Here is a 14,435-nt window from a genome sequence, read left to right as displayed (position 1 = left end):
ATCGGCTAGATTCCCTTTTGGCTAAGACTTTCAGCTTTTTTGTCCTGTACTGAGGACTCAACGTTGTATCGTCGTTGCCCAGCGGGGGTTCTGATGGTCTCGATTGAGCCATTGTCGTCCCATCTGCGGAGTGTTCTTTCATGGACTCCAAGGATTTGGGCCGCTTCCTTGGGTTTGACATATCTGGCAATAGGTTTATCCTCAACTCTTCTCGCTTATTATACCGTATTGCCCTAAAATGTTAACCTAATTTGAGATGAAATCATGCTCTCTCATTCTATCCTTAGCCACCATTCCCCTGAACTCGCTATGATATTACCTCAAAACCACCGTCTCGCCACCATTTTTCCGCTCAATATTGATTGCCGGCTTCCCCTTTATCCCCAAAACCCTAGCCACTTTTTCCGTGAAAATACCGACTTGACAGCAGATTTTAAGTAGACACTTACCCTCAACCACCTTTACATAATTTTCTCAGATTTTACAACATCTTTACACAACAAATATTGACATCAACACCTATCTTTAGCTATGCTGGAGGAAAGTTAAGCGACTTCAGCAACCCATAATTGTCTTGATTTTTTGATGGATTCAGACCCCGGCTATTAACTGTGAAATTCCCTCACCAACTGATTCTAAATTATAACTAACTATGAAAAAATTACTAACAACCATCGGCACCGTCTCTTTCTTGGTAGTAGGCTGGAGTGTGTCTCCCGCCGCCGCCTTTCCCCCTTGGGCAATGCCACCAGAAGAACCAGATGAGGAATTAATCTTTAATGGCGAAGTCCTCAATGATGACCAAACAGAGTTTGTCTATGATGTAACAGATTTCCTAGGAATTACCACCGAAGATTTACTCAATGATCCTAGCCAAATGGATGGCTTGCACACTGGCAGTAAACAAGAAATCAACAGAGACAGCTTCGGTGTCTTCCACAAAAACGGCTGTAGTGTGAATGCCGACTGCGCCTTAAAAGCCATTGGTTTAGGTCTCAGTCTCCAATGTATCGGTTCAGGTTACGATCCTGAAGCCTGGGCGAGATGTCTGAAAAGTCGAAATGAGGATGCTTACTATGCAGCCCTTGAGTGTACTTGGCAACAGTCCAACCCAAGTCAACCTTGTAATTTCCTCACCCACGGCGATACTGACAACACCTACGCCTGCAACGCCACTAACCCAGTAGCAGCATTGCGTCAGAATTCCGTAGAATTGCCCACCTTTTCCCAAAGCAGTCCATCGGAACGGGTATCCATTGATCTACTTTCCCAGGGCTAAATTGACCTCTGTTAGCAATCCTAACTAAGACCACAAAAAACAAAACAACCGGGCGCACAGTACAAACCTGTACTCTACGCCCCACAACACCTAACCAGCTATTTGTTCAACGTTGAGACAAACGCTGGTTTTGTTGATGATACATAGCAATCAGAACACGGGCTGGATCAACCCACCGATTACTATACTTGAGTCCCCAGTGCAAGTGAGGTCCGGTAGTTCTCCCGGTCATCCCAACCCGCGCAATTCTAGTCCCGGCTGCCACAATTTGACCTTTGCGAAGTTCCAGACCGCCGCCACGGTCAATAAAGTAAGTACCATTAGCATTACTTTGTACATGACCCTGAACGTGGCAATAGATATGTTCCCACTGTCCTGACTGGATAATAATTCCCGTGCCGCAGCGATTATCCTCCCAGAGTTCGACTACCTGTCCGCTCCACCAATTGCGGATATAACTCCCCATAGGTGCGGCTAAGTCTAAACCATAGTGAAACCCACCAGCACGATAGCCAAAAGGTGATGTATACTGCTGGAAATTTTCCACCGGAAAAGAAGCATTACCCCAATCGACCCCTACCGCTACTTGGGAGGCTGATGCCTTAGTTGCACCTATATCTAACTGTTGTCCCCCCCAAGGAATTAGAGTCAGACACACGAAACCGACCAGAACCCATAGCATTCGTTTCAGGAGGGTCGGACGCTTGAAAACTTGCAGGGGGTTGAGTTTTGCCATGATTATTGATTCCTCAATCACCAAAATCTATTAATGAATTACCGGATGCACCCACAAGGGTTATATTTAAATCAATTCCCGTATAGCACACATTTGATATTCTGCCACCATTAGGCATAAACAGAACATAATGTTAACTGATTATTTTTCATGGGCGATGGAAACCCCTGTTATATCGATATTTCTGGGTTGGTTCCCGTTGAATACAACGGCTATGGCTGGGACGGCGTTATGGTCGCTGGCATTAAGTTTGGGGTTTTCCCCCCTCAGTGAATTACTCATGGAAAAACTCACGGGTTGGCTAGATTGGGCTGAACGTCCCTTTTATGGGTCAGATGAACAATTTGAGGAAACGCGCACTAGCAGGGAGTCGGGAAATATTTTTTTTGCTTCTATCTTCAGCGTTGTACCGTTTCTAATGGTGGGGGGATTATTGAATTGGGGAGTTGAATTGGGGTTGGGACCTTCTTGGTCTATCAGTGTGGGAGTCATTGCGGCGGTTACCTGTGGGGTTTATGAGTTGGGGCGACGCGATAGCCAGCAAAATCGATAGCTTTGTTGATTTCATCTGGCGGCGCAGAGGATATCAACACACTGGGATAAACGGCGGTTCCCCATTGGGGATGAATTACGATGGTACAGGGTCCCTTTTGCAGAGAAAGGTTTAAGGATGTGGCGACAGTTAAAGCATCGCTATGGTTGATTTCTCCGGGTTGGGACAGCAACGGATAACCGCTGGGAGGGTAGATGATATCGGTCATCCATCCCTGGGAATTGAGTTGTTGGGCTACGGGTTGGGCGAATTCTAAAAAGCGATCGCATAATCTGTTTTTCTCCTGCTCAATGATATCATTAGTTGTGGTTAAGGGGAACTGCGATCGCTGTAAAAAAATCACTATCCAAATATCATCAGAGTGCCAATCTGGTAGAATCCGCCTTAAATTAGCGGCTACAAAAGCGGTGGGGGGATGGATGGAAATATCAGGCGATCGCACCTCGGTTATATTGTCGCTCATGGTAATTTGGGGGGAATTATGGCAAAAGTTAGATTTTGGTCACATTGAAGCTAAGAATCTCTTGATTGGCTTGGGATAATTTCTCAGTTCTGAGGGCTATGATAATGTATTGAATAAATCCTTGAGTTGCTTTACCATTTGATTGAATTATTGCGCCCAAATGCCAACTTCATCTACTCGGTTAGTCAGACCTGATTCAAATCACCTTCACCAGTTTTGGTAACAGCTTCGCCTTCTCTAGCCATCAAGTACATTCTGAAGCCCCTCCCCCAGGGGGAAAGGGGTGTAGACGCGCGGTGGCTTCTCCTGGAGTTGGCTGTATCCCATCATATCAAAAACTCCATGGTTCTACCCTCCGCTATTATGGTAATGGGGGGATATTGGCTGCATCTAATATTTTCGGGATGAGGTCTTCTCGTTTAACCGCCATAAGGTGAACACCTCGGCAAATTTGACGTGCAATTTGTACTTGTTCCGCCGCAATTTTAATGCCTTCTTCCAGGGGATGTGATGATTTTTCTAAACGGTGGATAATGTGGTCGGGGATGTTAACACCGGGAACATATTTGTTAATAAAAAGGGCATTTTTCGCGGATTTCAGGAGGAAAATTCCCGCCAAAATCGGTTTATCCGTATCAGAAGCGACTTGATTCATGAATTTATAGAGCCTTTCAAAATCCGTGATTAATTGACTTTGAAAGAAACAAGCCCCGGCTTTTAATTTGCGATAAAAACGACTTTGTAACCCGGAAAAACTGGGAGATTGGGGGTCTACTGCGGCTCCGGGAAATAGGTCTGTCCGACCATGGGGCAGCTTTTTATCATTCCAATCCATGCCATTATTTAGCTTATTAATAGCTTGTAATAGGCGCACGGATTCAAAATCAAAAACTGGTTTAGCATTAACATGATCTCCGGCTTTGACTGGATCACCTGTGAGGGCGAGAATATTCCTAATTCCTAGGGCGTGCGCTCCCAGGAGGTCTGCTTGTAAACCAATCCGATTGCGATCGCGACAAGCGACTTGTAAAATCGGTTCAATGCCATGATGTTGGAGAATGACGCAGGAAGCTAGGGAACTCATCCCTAAAACAGCCCGACTGCCATCAGTAATATTAACCCCATGGACGCGATTTTTTAGACCCCGCGCCATCTCGATCATGTGAGTCGGATCGCCGCCTTTTGGGGGTGCTACTTCGGCGGTGATCACAAATTCTTTGGGGTTCAAACAAGCAGTCCTAAATCGGTTCATTATGGCGGTTTTAGATGTAAAAATTAAAGGTAAATTCAGGGAGATTACAAAGGTTTGGAATAACCTAGGGCATCTTTAACGCGGCTTAAAGTTTGATTGGCTACAGCCTCGGCTTGTTGGCGACCTGTACGCAATATGGACTCTAAATAACCACGATCGCTCATAACTTCCTTGTAGCGTTCCTGAATAGGCTTGAGGGCGGCGATCGCCGTTTCCGTCAGCAGGGGTTTAAACTGTCCCCACCCCATATCTGCACATTCAGCCGCCACTTGTGCTTTAGTTTGGTTAGAGAGCAAAGCATATAGACTCAGCAGATTATGACATTCGGGGCGGTCTGGAACATCAAAAGCTAACCCTCGCACCGAGTCAGTTTTGCAGCGTTTAATTTTCTTAACGATCGCATCTGGGGGGTCTAACAAATTAATCCGGCTTAACTCGGAGGGGTCAGACTTAGACATTTTCCTAGTCCCGTCGGTTAAACTCATCACCCGTGCGCCTTCTGTGCGAATGAGAGGTTGGGGAATTTTGAGAATTTCCTGATCTGGTTGACCGAATAAATGGTTAAATCTGCCAGCAATATCCCGTGTCAGTTCCAAATGTTGTTTTTGGTCTTCCCCAACCGGAACGCGATCGGCATCATAAAGCAAAATGTCGGCAGCCATCAATACGGGATAATCCAATAAACCCGTACTGACATTTTCCCCCTGTTTAACGGCTTTTTCCTTAAACTGGATCATATCTTGCAGCCAGTTAATGGGGGTCAGACAGTTGAGAAGCCAGGTTAACTCACTGTGGGCGGAAATATGGGACTGTACAAAAATAGTTGAATCTTCTGGGTCGATACCACAGGCTAAATAAAGGGCTGCGATCGTGTAGGTATCCGCCGCCAGAGTCGCGGGGTTGTGGGGAACGGTGATCGCGTGTAGGTCTACCACACAGAAAAAGTTATCATACTGTTTCTGACCTTCTACCCAGTTGCGGATCGCGCCCAGATAGTTACCTAGGTGTAGGTTTCCCGTTGGTTGTACTCCTGAGAGAATTCGCTGCTTATCCATGATTGCTGCTGTGAACTTAACTTAAAACTCTATTTTAGACAATAGAAAGCGGGGTTTTGAACTGGATCAGCAATTGTACCAGAATTGTGGTCCTGTCCCCATAGACCCCATAGACCAGGTTCAACCCACTAGGCGGAGATTTTACCATAGTTTATTTGGGGGGTAGATATTTCGTTGGCAAATCTGGCAAAATGGAATTATAGGCGTTGATAATTTTTAGGGGTTCAGTCAACAGTATTTGATACGGGGGCGGGAATATAACTCTACACTGTGAATTTTCCGAGTTAATTTTTCCTAAGATGATTCAGACAGGGGACAAATCCAATGATTCCACAGATTTTAGCACGCTCAGACCAACTTACTACGGCGACTCCTAGGGAAAACTTGCTTTTCAAAATAGCTAACCAGATGGTTAATTTCGCTAATTTAAACACGATTTTTGATACGGTAGTCACGGAATTATCTGAGTTGTTGCAAAGCGATCGCACTTTGATTTGTCCGTTAGAAGCTGATGGTATCGTCCACATAAGGGCAGCATCTTTTAGTGATATTCGCACTGTAATCAGTCAGGAAGATATCGCGGAAATATTCTGGAAGTATCATGAATTGATCGACGAAGTAATGGCGATCGCTGATATTTATCAGACCCATCTAGGAGATGATTATATAGAATTTCTGGCTCGGCTGCAAGTGCGGGGGATTTTGATAGTTCCTATTTGGTTGAGTGGAGATATTTGGGGATATTTGATGGTTCATCAATGTAGCCATAGCCGGAACTGGCTACCAGAGGATATAGATCTGGTGAATATGATATCTGTACATTTGGCGATCGCGATTCAACAAGCCACCCTGGTAGAAAAAGCACAAACTTTCAACTCCAATACACTCAATCCTCAATATTCGGAAGTCTCATTTCGTGCTTTACTTGCTAATCTTCCGGGTGCTATTTATCGCTGTGCTTGTGACGAGTTTTGGACGATGAAATTTATCAGCAATGCCATTGAAGATATTTGCGGTTATCGACCTGATGAAATCATCAACAATCGAGTTATCTCCTATAATGACATCATTCATCCTGATGACCAAAAAACTGTCACAGCCAAGATTTTACCGGCTTTAGATGCACAGGAATCATTTATTGTAGAATACCGGGTTATTCATAGGGATGGCAGTATTCATTGGGTTTATGAAAAGGGGAGGGGTAAGTTTGATACTCAGGGAAACTTAATCGGTCTTGATGGCGCAATTTTTGACATAACAGAGCGCAAAAATATCGAGCTGGCTTTACACCAGAAAACGGAAGAATTAGATAGATTTTTTTCTATTGCTCTGGATTTGCTTTGTATTGGTGATGTAGAAGGACGACTTTTGCGATTAAATCAACAGTGGGAAATCAACTTAGGGTATTCGCTAGAAGAGTTAGAGGGTCGATTGTGTATCGAATTGGTGCATCCTGATGATCTTAAAATCACCATCGACAAACTATCGGATTTAGCCCAACAAAATTCGGTGCTTAATTTTGTGAATCGCTATCAGGCTAAGGATGGTTCTTATCGTTGGATAGAGTGGCGATCGACTCCTGTAGGCGATCGCATTTATGCAGCCGGGAGGGATATTACCAACCGCAAAAAAGCCGAAATTGCCTTACAAGAAAGTGAAGAACGTTGGCAATTTGCTTTAGAGGGAAATGGTGATGGCGTTTGGGATTGGAATGTAGAAACCAATCAGGTTTATTTCTCTCGACGTTGGAAAGAAATTCTAGGTTTTAGGGCTGAGGAAATTAGCGACAATCTTGAGGAGTGGGAAAAACTAATACATCCTGATGATAAACTGCAAGTTTTCGATATATTACATAAGCACCTAAATGGTGAAACGGAGCAATATATTAGTGAACATCGTATTAAGTGCAAAGATGGTCATTATAAATGGATTCTTGATCGGGGTCGGGTGATGTATCGCAGCCTCGACGGAAAACCGCTGCGGGTGATCGGGACTAAAACGGATATTAGCGATCGCAAAAAAAACGAACTAGCTTTAAAAGAGAGTGAAGAAAAGTTTCGTCAGTTAGCAGAAAATATCCATCAAGTCTTCTTTATTAATAGCGCTACCGGAGAAATGATTTATGTGTCTCCAGCCTATGAGGAAATTTGGCAACAAAGTCGAGATAGTTTATATAAAAATCCTAGTTCCTGGTTAATGTCTGTTCACCCAGAAGACCGTGACGGTATGGCTGAGGCTTTAAATAAGCAAATTAGTCTAGGTATTCCTTTTAATCAAACTTACCGAATTGTGAGACCAAATGGCTCAATTCGTTGGATTAATTGTCATGCTTTTCCGGTGCGAGACAGCCAGGGAAAAATTTATCGATATACTGGTATTGCGGAAGATATTACCCATCGTAAAAGAATTGAAAATACTCTGCATAATCAACTACACAAAACCCTAATTATCCAGAGAATTACCGACAATATTCGTCAGAGTTTAGATGTTCAAGAAATTTTTACAACCGCAGTCGCAGAAATTGGCAAAGCATTTAAAGTCAACTGTTGTCTAATTCATACTTACCAAAAATATCCTTTTCCCCATGGCAATTTGGTAGCCAAATATTCTCAGCATCCATGTAATTTACTGGGGAATTTAAAGGAATCAGTAACCTTTGATAATGACCCTTATATTGAATACTTGGTTGAGCAAGAACGGGCAATTTCCTACCATAAAAATGATTGCTTAATTCAGCTATCAGAAATGAAAATCACCTCTCCTTTTTTGCAAACCAATCAATATTTTGAAGAGTCAGATAATCTGAAATCCATGTTGGCGATCGCCACTTTCTATCATGGTCAACCTAATGGTATTATTAGCCTGCATCAATGCGACCATAACCGAGTCTGGACTATTGATGAAATCGAACTAATAGAAGCTGTAGCACGCCAATTAGGAATTGCGATCGCTCATGCACAACTACTCTCTCAAGAAAAGGAGCAACGCCAAGAATTAACCTATAAAAACATTAAACTTAAAAAGATGACGGAGGAAGCCGAAGCGGCTAACCGTGCTAAAAGCGAATTTTTAGCTAATATGAGCCATGAAATTCGGACACCCATGAATGCAGTTTTAGGCTTTGCTGATTTATTACAATCTACAATTACCGACCCTAAAGCCACTTCTTATATTAAAGCGATCGCCTCTAGTGGTCGCACTTTATTAGCATTAATAAATGACATTTTAGACCTATCAAAAATCGAAGCTGGTAAATTACAATTACACTATGAACCCGTTAATATCCGCACCGTAATTAATGAAATCGAGCATATTTTTGAACAAAAAGCCAGCGAAAAAAACCTAAACCTAGAAGTTGAGGTAGACCCCAAACTACCCTATAGTATTATGACCGATGAAGTCAGGCTGCGACAAATTCTATTTAATCTTGTCGGAAATTCCATAAAATTCACCGAATTTGGTTCAGTGAAAATCACAGCATCTTGTTCACAACCAAAACCCAATCATCCCCATAATTCTATTAACCTCAAAATTGCCATTACTGATACAGGTATTGGTATTTCTCCCGAAGACCAACACAAGATTTTTGACTCATTTACCCAAAGCGAAGGTCAAAGTAACCGCAAATACGGAGGGACAGGTTTAGGTTTAACTATTACAGAAAGGTTAGTCCATCTCCTAGGTGGTTCAATTCATTTGGAAAGCGAACGCGACCAGGGAAGCACATTTACCGTTGATTTACCCGATGTCAAAATTGCCACAGAAACCACAATACTATCATCCATAATAGCCCTTGATGATAATTTACAACAATTTCAACCTGCTACTATTTTAGTGGCTGATGATGTCCGTTCTAATCGGGATTTACTAGCCGAATATTTCACAAATACAGAGCATGAAATTATCAGCGCCAACGATGGTGAAGAAGCCATTAGGTTAGCCCAAATTTATCAGCCAGATATTATTTTTATGGACTTACGGATGCCTCGTATGGATGGACGAGAAGCCACCCAGTTTCTCAAACACAACGAACTCACTAGCCATATTCCCATTGTCCTATTAACGGCATCTCCCCAACATCGTAATGAACAAGATTTGCAGCAATTGTGCGATGGTTTTTTATCAAAACCAGTGACCAAATCACAGATTGTGGCTGAACTCAAGAAGTTCCTAAATCATGCTGAATTAACCGACAAAATAGATGAACAGCCCTCAGAGAAAGTATCCTTAAAACCCGTGAGATTAACAGAATTAGCCGCTAAATTGCGTCAGGAAGTAGAAGTGAATTTACCCCATTTACAAGAAACTTTAGTAGCCAGAGAGATTAAGCAATTTATGCAAAATCTAGAGATGTTAGCAGAGGAACATCAATCTACAGTTTTACTCGATTATGTGGAAACCCTCAAACAGCAACTTCAGGATTTTGATTGGGATAACATTCCTAAAACTGTGGCTAAATTTGCCGAAATTCCCGAACAGTTAATCAGAGACAATGGTTAATGGACAATTATCAATTATCCTTAACCCAAAAATAGCTTATAGGCAGGATTTTGATTTTCATCCCAATAGCGATATCCGAGGGTGTCTAAAAAATCTTGCCATTTCTGCATTTCCTGGGGGGGAACTTGCATTCCGACCACAATACGGCCGTAGTCTGAACCATTGTTGCGATAGTGGAATAAACTAATATTCCAAGTGTGACTCATAGACTCGACAAACTTCATTAATGCGCCTGGACGTTCGGGAAACTCGAAACGATATAATAACTCATCATGAGCCAGAGGAGAACGACCGCCTACCATGTGGCGCAAGTGCATTTTAGTTAATTCATCATCTGTTAAATCCATGGCGATTAAATCATGTTCTGCAAAGGTTTCCGTTAACTTTTGGGCATCTTCCCGGTCTTTAATTTGAACACCGACAAAAATATGGGCTTCTTTTTCGTCGGCAATGCGATAGTTAAATTCAGTGAGATTACGTTTTCCTAAGCAGTTACAAAACTTGCGTAAACTTCCCGGTTGTTCAGGAATTGTGACGGCAAAAATCGCCTCGCGCCGTTCTCCCAATTCGGCCCTTTCTGCCACAAATTGCAGACGGTCAAAGTTCATATTTGCGCCACAGGCTACAGCAATTAATGTACGATTGTGGATCTGTTCCCGTTCGACATAGGCTTTCATGCCAGCGATCGCTAATGCACCAGCGGGTTCTAAAATTGATCTAGTATCCTCAAACACATCCTTAATCGCCGCACAAATATCATCAGTTCCCACTAAAATAATATCATCTACATAAGTTTGACAGAGGCGAAAAGTTTCTTCTCCCACCTGTCGCACCGCCACCCCATCAGCAAATAATCCCACCTCGGATAATTTCACCCTATGTCCAGCTTTCAAAGATTGAGACATAGCATCAGCGTCAACAGGTTCCACCCCAATAATTTTAATTTCTGGTCGCAGTCGTTTCACATAAGCAGCAATACCAGAAATCAAACCGCCGCCTCCTATAGCCACAAAGATAGCATCAATAGGCTGTTGATATTGCCTTAATATTTCCATGGCAATAGTTCCCTGTCCAGCAATCACGTCTGGGTCATCGAAGGGATGAATAAAAGTTAGGTTTTTTTCTGCTTCTAATTGGCGCGCGTAAGCATAGGCATCATCAAAGGTTTCTCCATGTAAAACCACCTCCCCACCTCTAGCTTTAACCGCCTGTACTTTCACATCTGGGGTAGTAGTTGGCATCACAATAATTGCCCTACTTCCTAGGCGACTGGCTCCCAAAGCTACCCCCTGGGCGTGATTTCCCGCCGAGGCGGCGATTACTCCCTCAGCGAGACGTTCCGGGGTTAATTGGGCTATTTTATTATAGGCTCCCCGCAGTTTAAATGAGAACACAGACTGCATATCTTCTCGCTTGAGGAGGACTTGATTATTTAACCTTTCGGATAGTCTGGGGGCTAATTCTAGGGGGGTTTCCTGGGCGACATCATAGACCCGGGCGGTGAGGATTCGTTTTAGGTAGTCGGAGTGCATAACTTTGGGCAAAAGGGGAAAATTGCATGAATTTAGATTATACTGTACTTAGGTGATTCATGACTTGCTGATCAAACCAATTATTGCGATCGCGACATTCTGGCAAACTTTCGGGATAAGATTGGCAGTTTTTAAGATGCGATCGCCAATTATCCGTACCGCACAAAAATTTACTTTCATCAAATCGCTGATATAGAGTTTTTCCCAAGATTTGAATCTCCCGTTTTGGTTGCTTCCAATGAATCCCTGGATACATAGCAACTGGGTGTTTTAGGGTCAAAAATTTACTGGTAAATGGGAACGCTAAAACCTTACGTCCTAGCAGTGTTCCCCAATAGGCTCCGTGGAAAGAACTGGTTAAAATAGTTTCCCCTGAAGCCAAAAAACTAATAATTTCCTCAAAGTTCTTATCTTCATTAGTCATCCGAGGAAATGAATCAATTTTAATTTGAAACTTTTTGTGCGAAAATACTACAAAATCATGTTGTATCGAGTAGTCCTTATCAAAAACTTTATCCATGCAGCTCACACAGGGAACCCAATCATAGCCTTGGTTATAGTCTCTAATTCCCATGAGATTAAAATCTTTTAAATAAGGCTTATAGTCAAAATCACTACCATGATAAGATGAGGAATTATCACCAGAATTTTTAATTTTATAAACCTGCTGTCCGGCTCCCCATAAAATCAAACTATTACCATTTTTACCAGCTTGTAAACGTTGGAAATTGTGCAAAAAGCGGTCAAACATTAACCCACCACCACCAACGATCGCATGATGATTTAACAAACTTTCCGGGTCTTCTGGTGCTGGGGAATTATCCAGAGTCCGAATATCTCGCTTAATAACCTCATAACCCGGAAACTCAAAGTAATTGACTGGGGACGAGAACAAATCCCCAATATTCTTAGGGTCAATCACATGATAATTAACAATAGTTTTCATAGTCAATATCTGCTGGATAATTTCTCAAAAATCCTCATCCCACGCCAAGAGAGCGACCAAAAGCGATCGCTCTCCTTTCCCACACAAGTAATTGATTAGACCTTAGCTTCCTTAACCAAATTACTCCAACCCAAATCTTTCAGGTTATTGTTACGACGGAGGGGACGAGTCACCAACTCCAGAATATCACGAGCATTAGTAAACCCATGAATTTGAGCAAAAGTAAACTCAACCGACCACTTAGTATTAATACCGCGCGCCTCCAAAGGATTCGCATGAGCCATACCCGTAATTACCAGATCTGGCTGAAGTTCATAAATCCGTTGAATCTGATTATAATTATCCGGCTTTTCCATAATTTTCGGAGCCGGAACCCCCATTTCCTGACAGGTTTTTTCCAGTAGGTCTAACTCCGCCTTTTGATAGCGCTTATCCATATAAGGAATGCCAATTTCCGAGCAAGTCATCCCACAGCGAATCAGGAAACGTGCTAGGGAAATTTCTAACAAATTATCCCCCATAAAGAACACCGACTTACCCCGGATCAACTCAAGATAATCCTCTAAATTCGCCCAAATTTGAGCTTCTCGTTCATCTAATCCCTGGGGTTCAATACCGAATACAGAGCAAATTTTTTCAATCCAAGCTCGTGTTCCATCAGGTCCAATGGGGAACGGTGCGCCAATCAATTTACACTTACGACGACGCATTAAAGTAGTTGCGGTACGCGAGAGAAACGGATTCACTCCCGATACATAATAACCTTCTTCTAAAACCGGAAGTTCCGTATAACGCTTCGCGGGAAGCCATCCAGATACCTTAATCCCCTGTTTTTTCAACTCCAAACTGAGATTAGTTACTACCGGGTCGGGGAGAGAACCAAATAACACTAAGGGGGGATGGTCTACATATTCTGACTCTTCCTTAGTCACATCCTCATTTTTTTTGCCAAAACTCAGTAATTTCTGAATCGCATTGCGATCGCCTGAAGTCCCCGTAGTCGCATCTTTTTCAGGTTCTTTCGGACAGCGATTAGCCATCGCGGCTAGAACCGTATCTTCTCCCTGGGTAAAAGCATAATCTAAACCATTGGCTCTCGCCACCACAATAGGAATCCCAATTTCACCCTCTAATTTCGGAGCCAACCCCTCCAAATCCATTTTAATGATTTCAGTCGTACAGGTTCCAATCCATACAATTACACTAGGATTGCGATCGCGTTTAATTTGCAAACACAGTCGCTTTAATTCATCATAATCATTAAGTTGAGCCGAAATATCCCCTTCTTCTAACTCAGCCATTGCATAACGAGGTTCTGCAAAAATCATCACCCCCATCGCATTTTGCAAGAAATAGCCGCAGGTTTTTGTACCAATTACTAAAAAGAAACTATCCTCAATTTTCTGGTACAACCATGCCACACAACTAATCGGACAAAAGGTGTGATAATTACCAGTTTCACATTCAAAGTTAAGTGCTTCAGGTTGAGCAACAGTCATATATTTCTCCTTATAATTAAGCCAGTTTTCGTGTCATTTTTTAAGCTGTTGACACCCAGCCATTTATGAGATGACAACCTGGCAGAAATTTAGACATAATCAACTGTTGACTTTGGCTACTAACTTCCAAAATCATAATGAGTACACCAGCCTGTTAGATGTTAAGGAATGATTGACTTATTTAAAGTCTGATATTGAGATATCATCATCATTTGATTCGGTCAGGCTGTCCAGATCTAAATCAAACTTATCTGTATCTCCAGTCGTTACCTCTCCTAGCTCTTCTAAACTGATTTCCTCTAAATCTCCTAAGTCTCCTAAGTCTCCTAAATCGCCTAAATCGCTGTCGTCATCATTCAAGTCTCCTATATCTAAATCATCATCAGAGGAACTACCAAAGTCTCCTAAATCATCATCTCCATCTAGGCTAAGATCTAGCTCTCCGATATCATCTGAGGAATCATCTTTAAATGGATTACTTTCCTCTAAATCTAAATCATCCGTAGCTAGATCATCCCCAGCATCATCTAGGTCTAAACCTAAATCCATGTCATCGGTGGCTAAGTCATCCCCAGCATCATCTAGGTCTAAACCTAAATCCATGTCATCGGTGGCTAAGT

At 42.5% G+C, this 14,435-nt stretch carries 11 protein-coding genes and 2 pseudogenes; 4 read left to right on the top strand and 9 right to left on the bottom strand.

All coding sequences use genetic code 11. The features are described from left to right. Positions 1-53: 53 nt before the first annotated feature. Positions 54-191 (bottom strand): annotated as a pseudogene (locus P5683_RS13700) (MerR family DNA-binding transcriptional regulator); the annotation flags it as partial. Positions 192-264: 73 nt separating this feature from the next. On the opposite strand from P5683_RS13700, the gene P5683_RS13695 reads away from it, so the two are divergent. Beyond that, positions 265-441 (top strand): hypothetical protein, encoded by a 177-nt coding sequence (locus tag P5683_RS13695; protein ID WP_157234438.1) that lies wholly within the window; start codon positions 265-267, stop codon positions 439-441. 211 nt (positions 442-652) lie between these two features. After that, the gene (locus tag P5683_RS13690) at positions 653-1,279 is read left to right on the top strand and encodes a hypothetical protein (RefSeq protein WP_006668366.1); all 627 of its coding nucleotides are present in this window, start codon (positions 653-655) and stop codon (positions 1,277-1,279) included. 106 nt (positions 1,280-1,385) lie between these two features. On the opposite strand, the gene P5683_RS13685 is transcribed toward P5683_RS13690, so the two are convergent. After that, the gene (locus P5683_RS13685; protein ID WP_006620192.1) at positions 1,386-2,015 is read right to left on the bottom strand and encodes a M23 family metallopeptidase; all 630 of its coding nucleotides are present in this window, start codon (positions 2,013-2,015) and stop codon (positions 1,386-1,388) included. A 130-nt stretch (positions 2,016-2,145) separates the two neighbouring features. Here P5683_RS13685 and P5683_RS13680 point away from each other — a divergent pair, with 130 nt between their 5' ends. Next, the gene (locus tag P5683_RS13680) at positions 2,146-2,568 is read left to right on the top strand and encodes a hypothetical protein (protein WP_006620193.1); all 423 of its coding nucleotides are present in this window, start codon (positions 2,146-2,148) and stop codon (positions 2,566-2,568) included. Here the strand turns inward: P5683_RS13680 and P5683_RS13675 are convergent. From P5683_RS13675 to trpS, 3 genes are all read right to left on the bottom strand, one after another. Further along, entirely contained in the window at positions 2,516-3,031 is a 516-nt protein-coding gene (locus tag P5683_RS13675; RefSeq protein WP_006624169.1) for a methylmalonic aciduria and homocystinuria type D protein, read from the bottom strand. The genes P5683_RS13680 and P5683_RS13675 overlap by 53 nt on opposite strands. A 361-nt stretch (positions 3,032-3,392) precedes the next feature. Then, the gene (locus P5683_RS13670; RefSeq protein WP_006624171.1) at positions 3,393-4,283 is read right to left on the bottom strand and encodes a methylenetetrahydrofolate reductase; all 891 of its coding nucleotides are present in this window, start codon (positions 4,281-4,283) and stop codon (positions 3,393-3,395) included. Between the two features lie 44 nt (positions 4,284-4,327). After that, complete coding sequence (trpS, locus tag P5683_RS13665) at positions 4,328-5,338, bottom strand: tryptophan--tRNA ligase (RefSeq protein ID WP_006624172.1); 1,011 nt, start codon at positions 5,336-5,338, stop codon at positions 4,328-4,330. 324 nt (positions 5,339-5,662) lie between these two features. Here trpS and P5683_RS13660 point away from each other — a divergent pair, with 324 nt between their 5' ends. Beyond that, positions 5,663-9,838 (top strand): PAS domain-containing protein, encoded by a 4,176-nt coding sequence (locus tag P5683_RS13660; RefSeq protein WP_315640182.1) that lies wholly within the window; start codon positions 5,663-5,665, stop codon positions 9,836-9,838. 20 nt (positions 9,839-9,858) lie between these two features. Here the strand turns inward: P5683_RS13660 and ilvA are convergent, their stop codons facing one another. The 4 genes and pseudogenes from ilvA to P5683_RS13640 all read right to left on the bottom strand — a co-directional run. Continuing rightward, entirely contained in the window at positions 9,859-11,370 is a 1,512-nt protein-coding gene (gene ilvA / locus P5683_RS13655; protein WP_315640181.1) for a threonine ammonia-lyase, biosynthetic, read from the bottom strand. A 37-nt stretch (positions 11,371-11,407) separates the two neighbouring features. Then, positions 11,408-12,316: a polysaccharide pyruvyl transferase family protein gene (locus tag P5683_RS13650; RefSeq protein WP_006624175.1), complete on the bottom strand. Its 909-nt coding sequence runs from the start codon at positions 12,314-12,316 to the stop codon at positions 11,408-11,410. A 95-nt stretch (positions 12,317-12,411) separates the two neighbouring features. Beyond that, positions 12,412-13,815, bottom strand: coding sequence for a ferredoxin:protochlorophyllide reductase (ATP-dependent) subunit N (locus P5683_RS13645; RefSeq protein ID WP_006624176.1), 1,404 nt, complete (start codon positions 13,813-13,815; stop codon positions 12,412-12,414). Positions 13,816-13,992: 177 nt separating this feature from the next. Continuing rightward, positions 13,993-14,435: pseudogene (locus P5683_RS13640) on the bottom strand (hypothetical protein); the annotation flags it as partial.

It is taken from the genome of Limnospira sp. PMC 1279.21 (assembly GCF_032349615.1).
Lineage (GTDB): Bacteria > Cyanobacteriota > Cyanobacteriia > Cyanobacteriales > Microcoleaceae > Limnospira > Limnospira fusiformis.
This window is presented reverse-complemented; position numbering and strand designations above follow the sequence as displayed.

Bases quoted from the DNA above. Each gene is read 5' to 3' on its own strand.
- P5683_RS13695 (WP_157234438.1), top strand. From the start codon at position 265: ATGCTCTCTCATTCTATCCTTAGCCACCATTCCCCTGAACTCGCTATG.
- P5683_RS13690 (WP_006668366.1), top strand. From the start codon at position 653: ATGAAAAAATTACTAACAACCATCGGCACCGTCTCTTTCTTGGTAGTA.
- P5683_RS13685 (WP_006620192.1), bottom strand. From the start codon at position 2,015: ATGGCAAAACTCAACCCCCTGCAAGTTTTCAAGCGTCCGACCCTCCTG.
- P5683_RS13680 (WP_006620193.1), top strand. From the start codon at position 2,146: ATGTTAACTGATTATTTTTCATGGGCGATGGAAACCCCTGTTATATCG.
- P5683_RS13675 (WP_006624169.1), bottom strand. From the start codon at position 3,031: ATGAGCGACAATATAACCGAGGTGCGATCGCCTGATATTTCCATCCAT.
- P5683_RS13670 (WP_006624171.1), bottom strand. From the start codon at position 4,283: ATGAACCGATTTAGGACTGCTTGTTTGAACCCCAAAGAATTTGTGATC.
- trpS (WP_006624172.1), bottom strand. From the start codon at position 5,338: ATGGATAAGCAGCGAATTCTCTCAGGAGTACAACCAACGGGAAACCTA.
- P5683_RS13660 (WP_315640182.1), top strand. From the start codon at position 5,663: ATGATTCCACAGATTTTAGCACGCTCAGACCAACTTACTACGGCGACT.
- ilvA (WP_315640181.1), bottom strand. From the start codon at position 11,370: ATGCACTCCGACTACCTAAAACGAATCCTCACCGCCCGGGTCTATGAT.
- P5683_RS13650 (WP_006624175.1), bottom strand. From the start codon at position 12,316: ATGAAAACTATTGTTAATTATCATGTGATTGACCCTAAGAATATTGGG.
- P5683_RS13645 (WP_006624176.1), bottom strand. From the start codon at position 13,815: ATGACTGTTGCTCAACCTGAAGCACTTAACTTTGAATGTGAAACTGGT.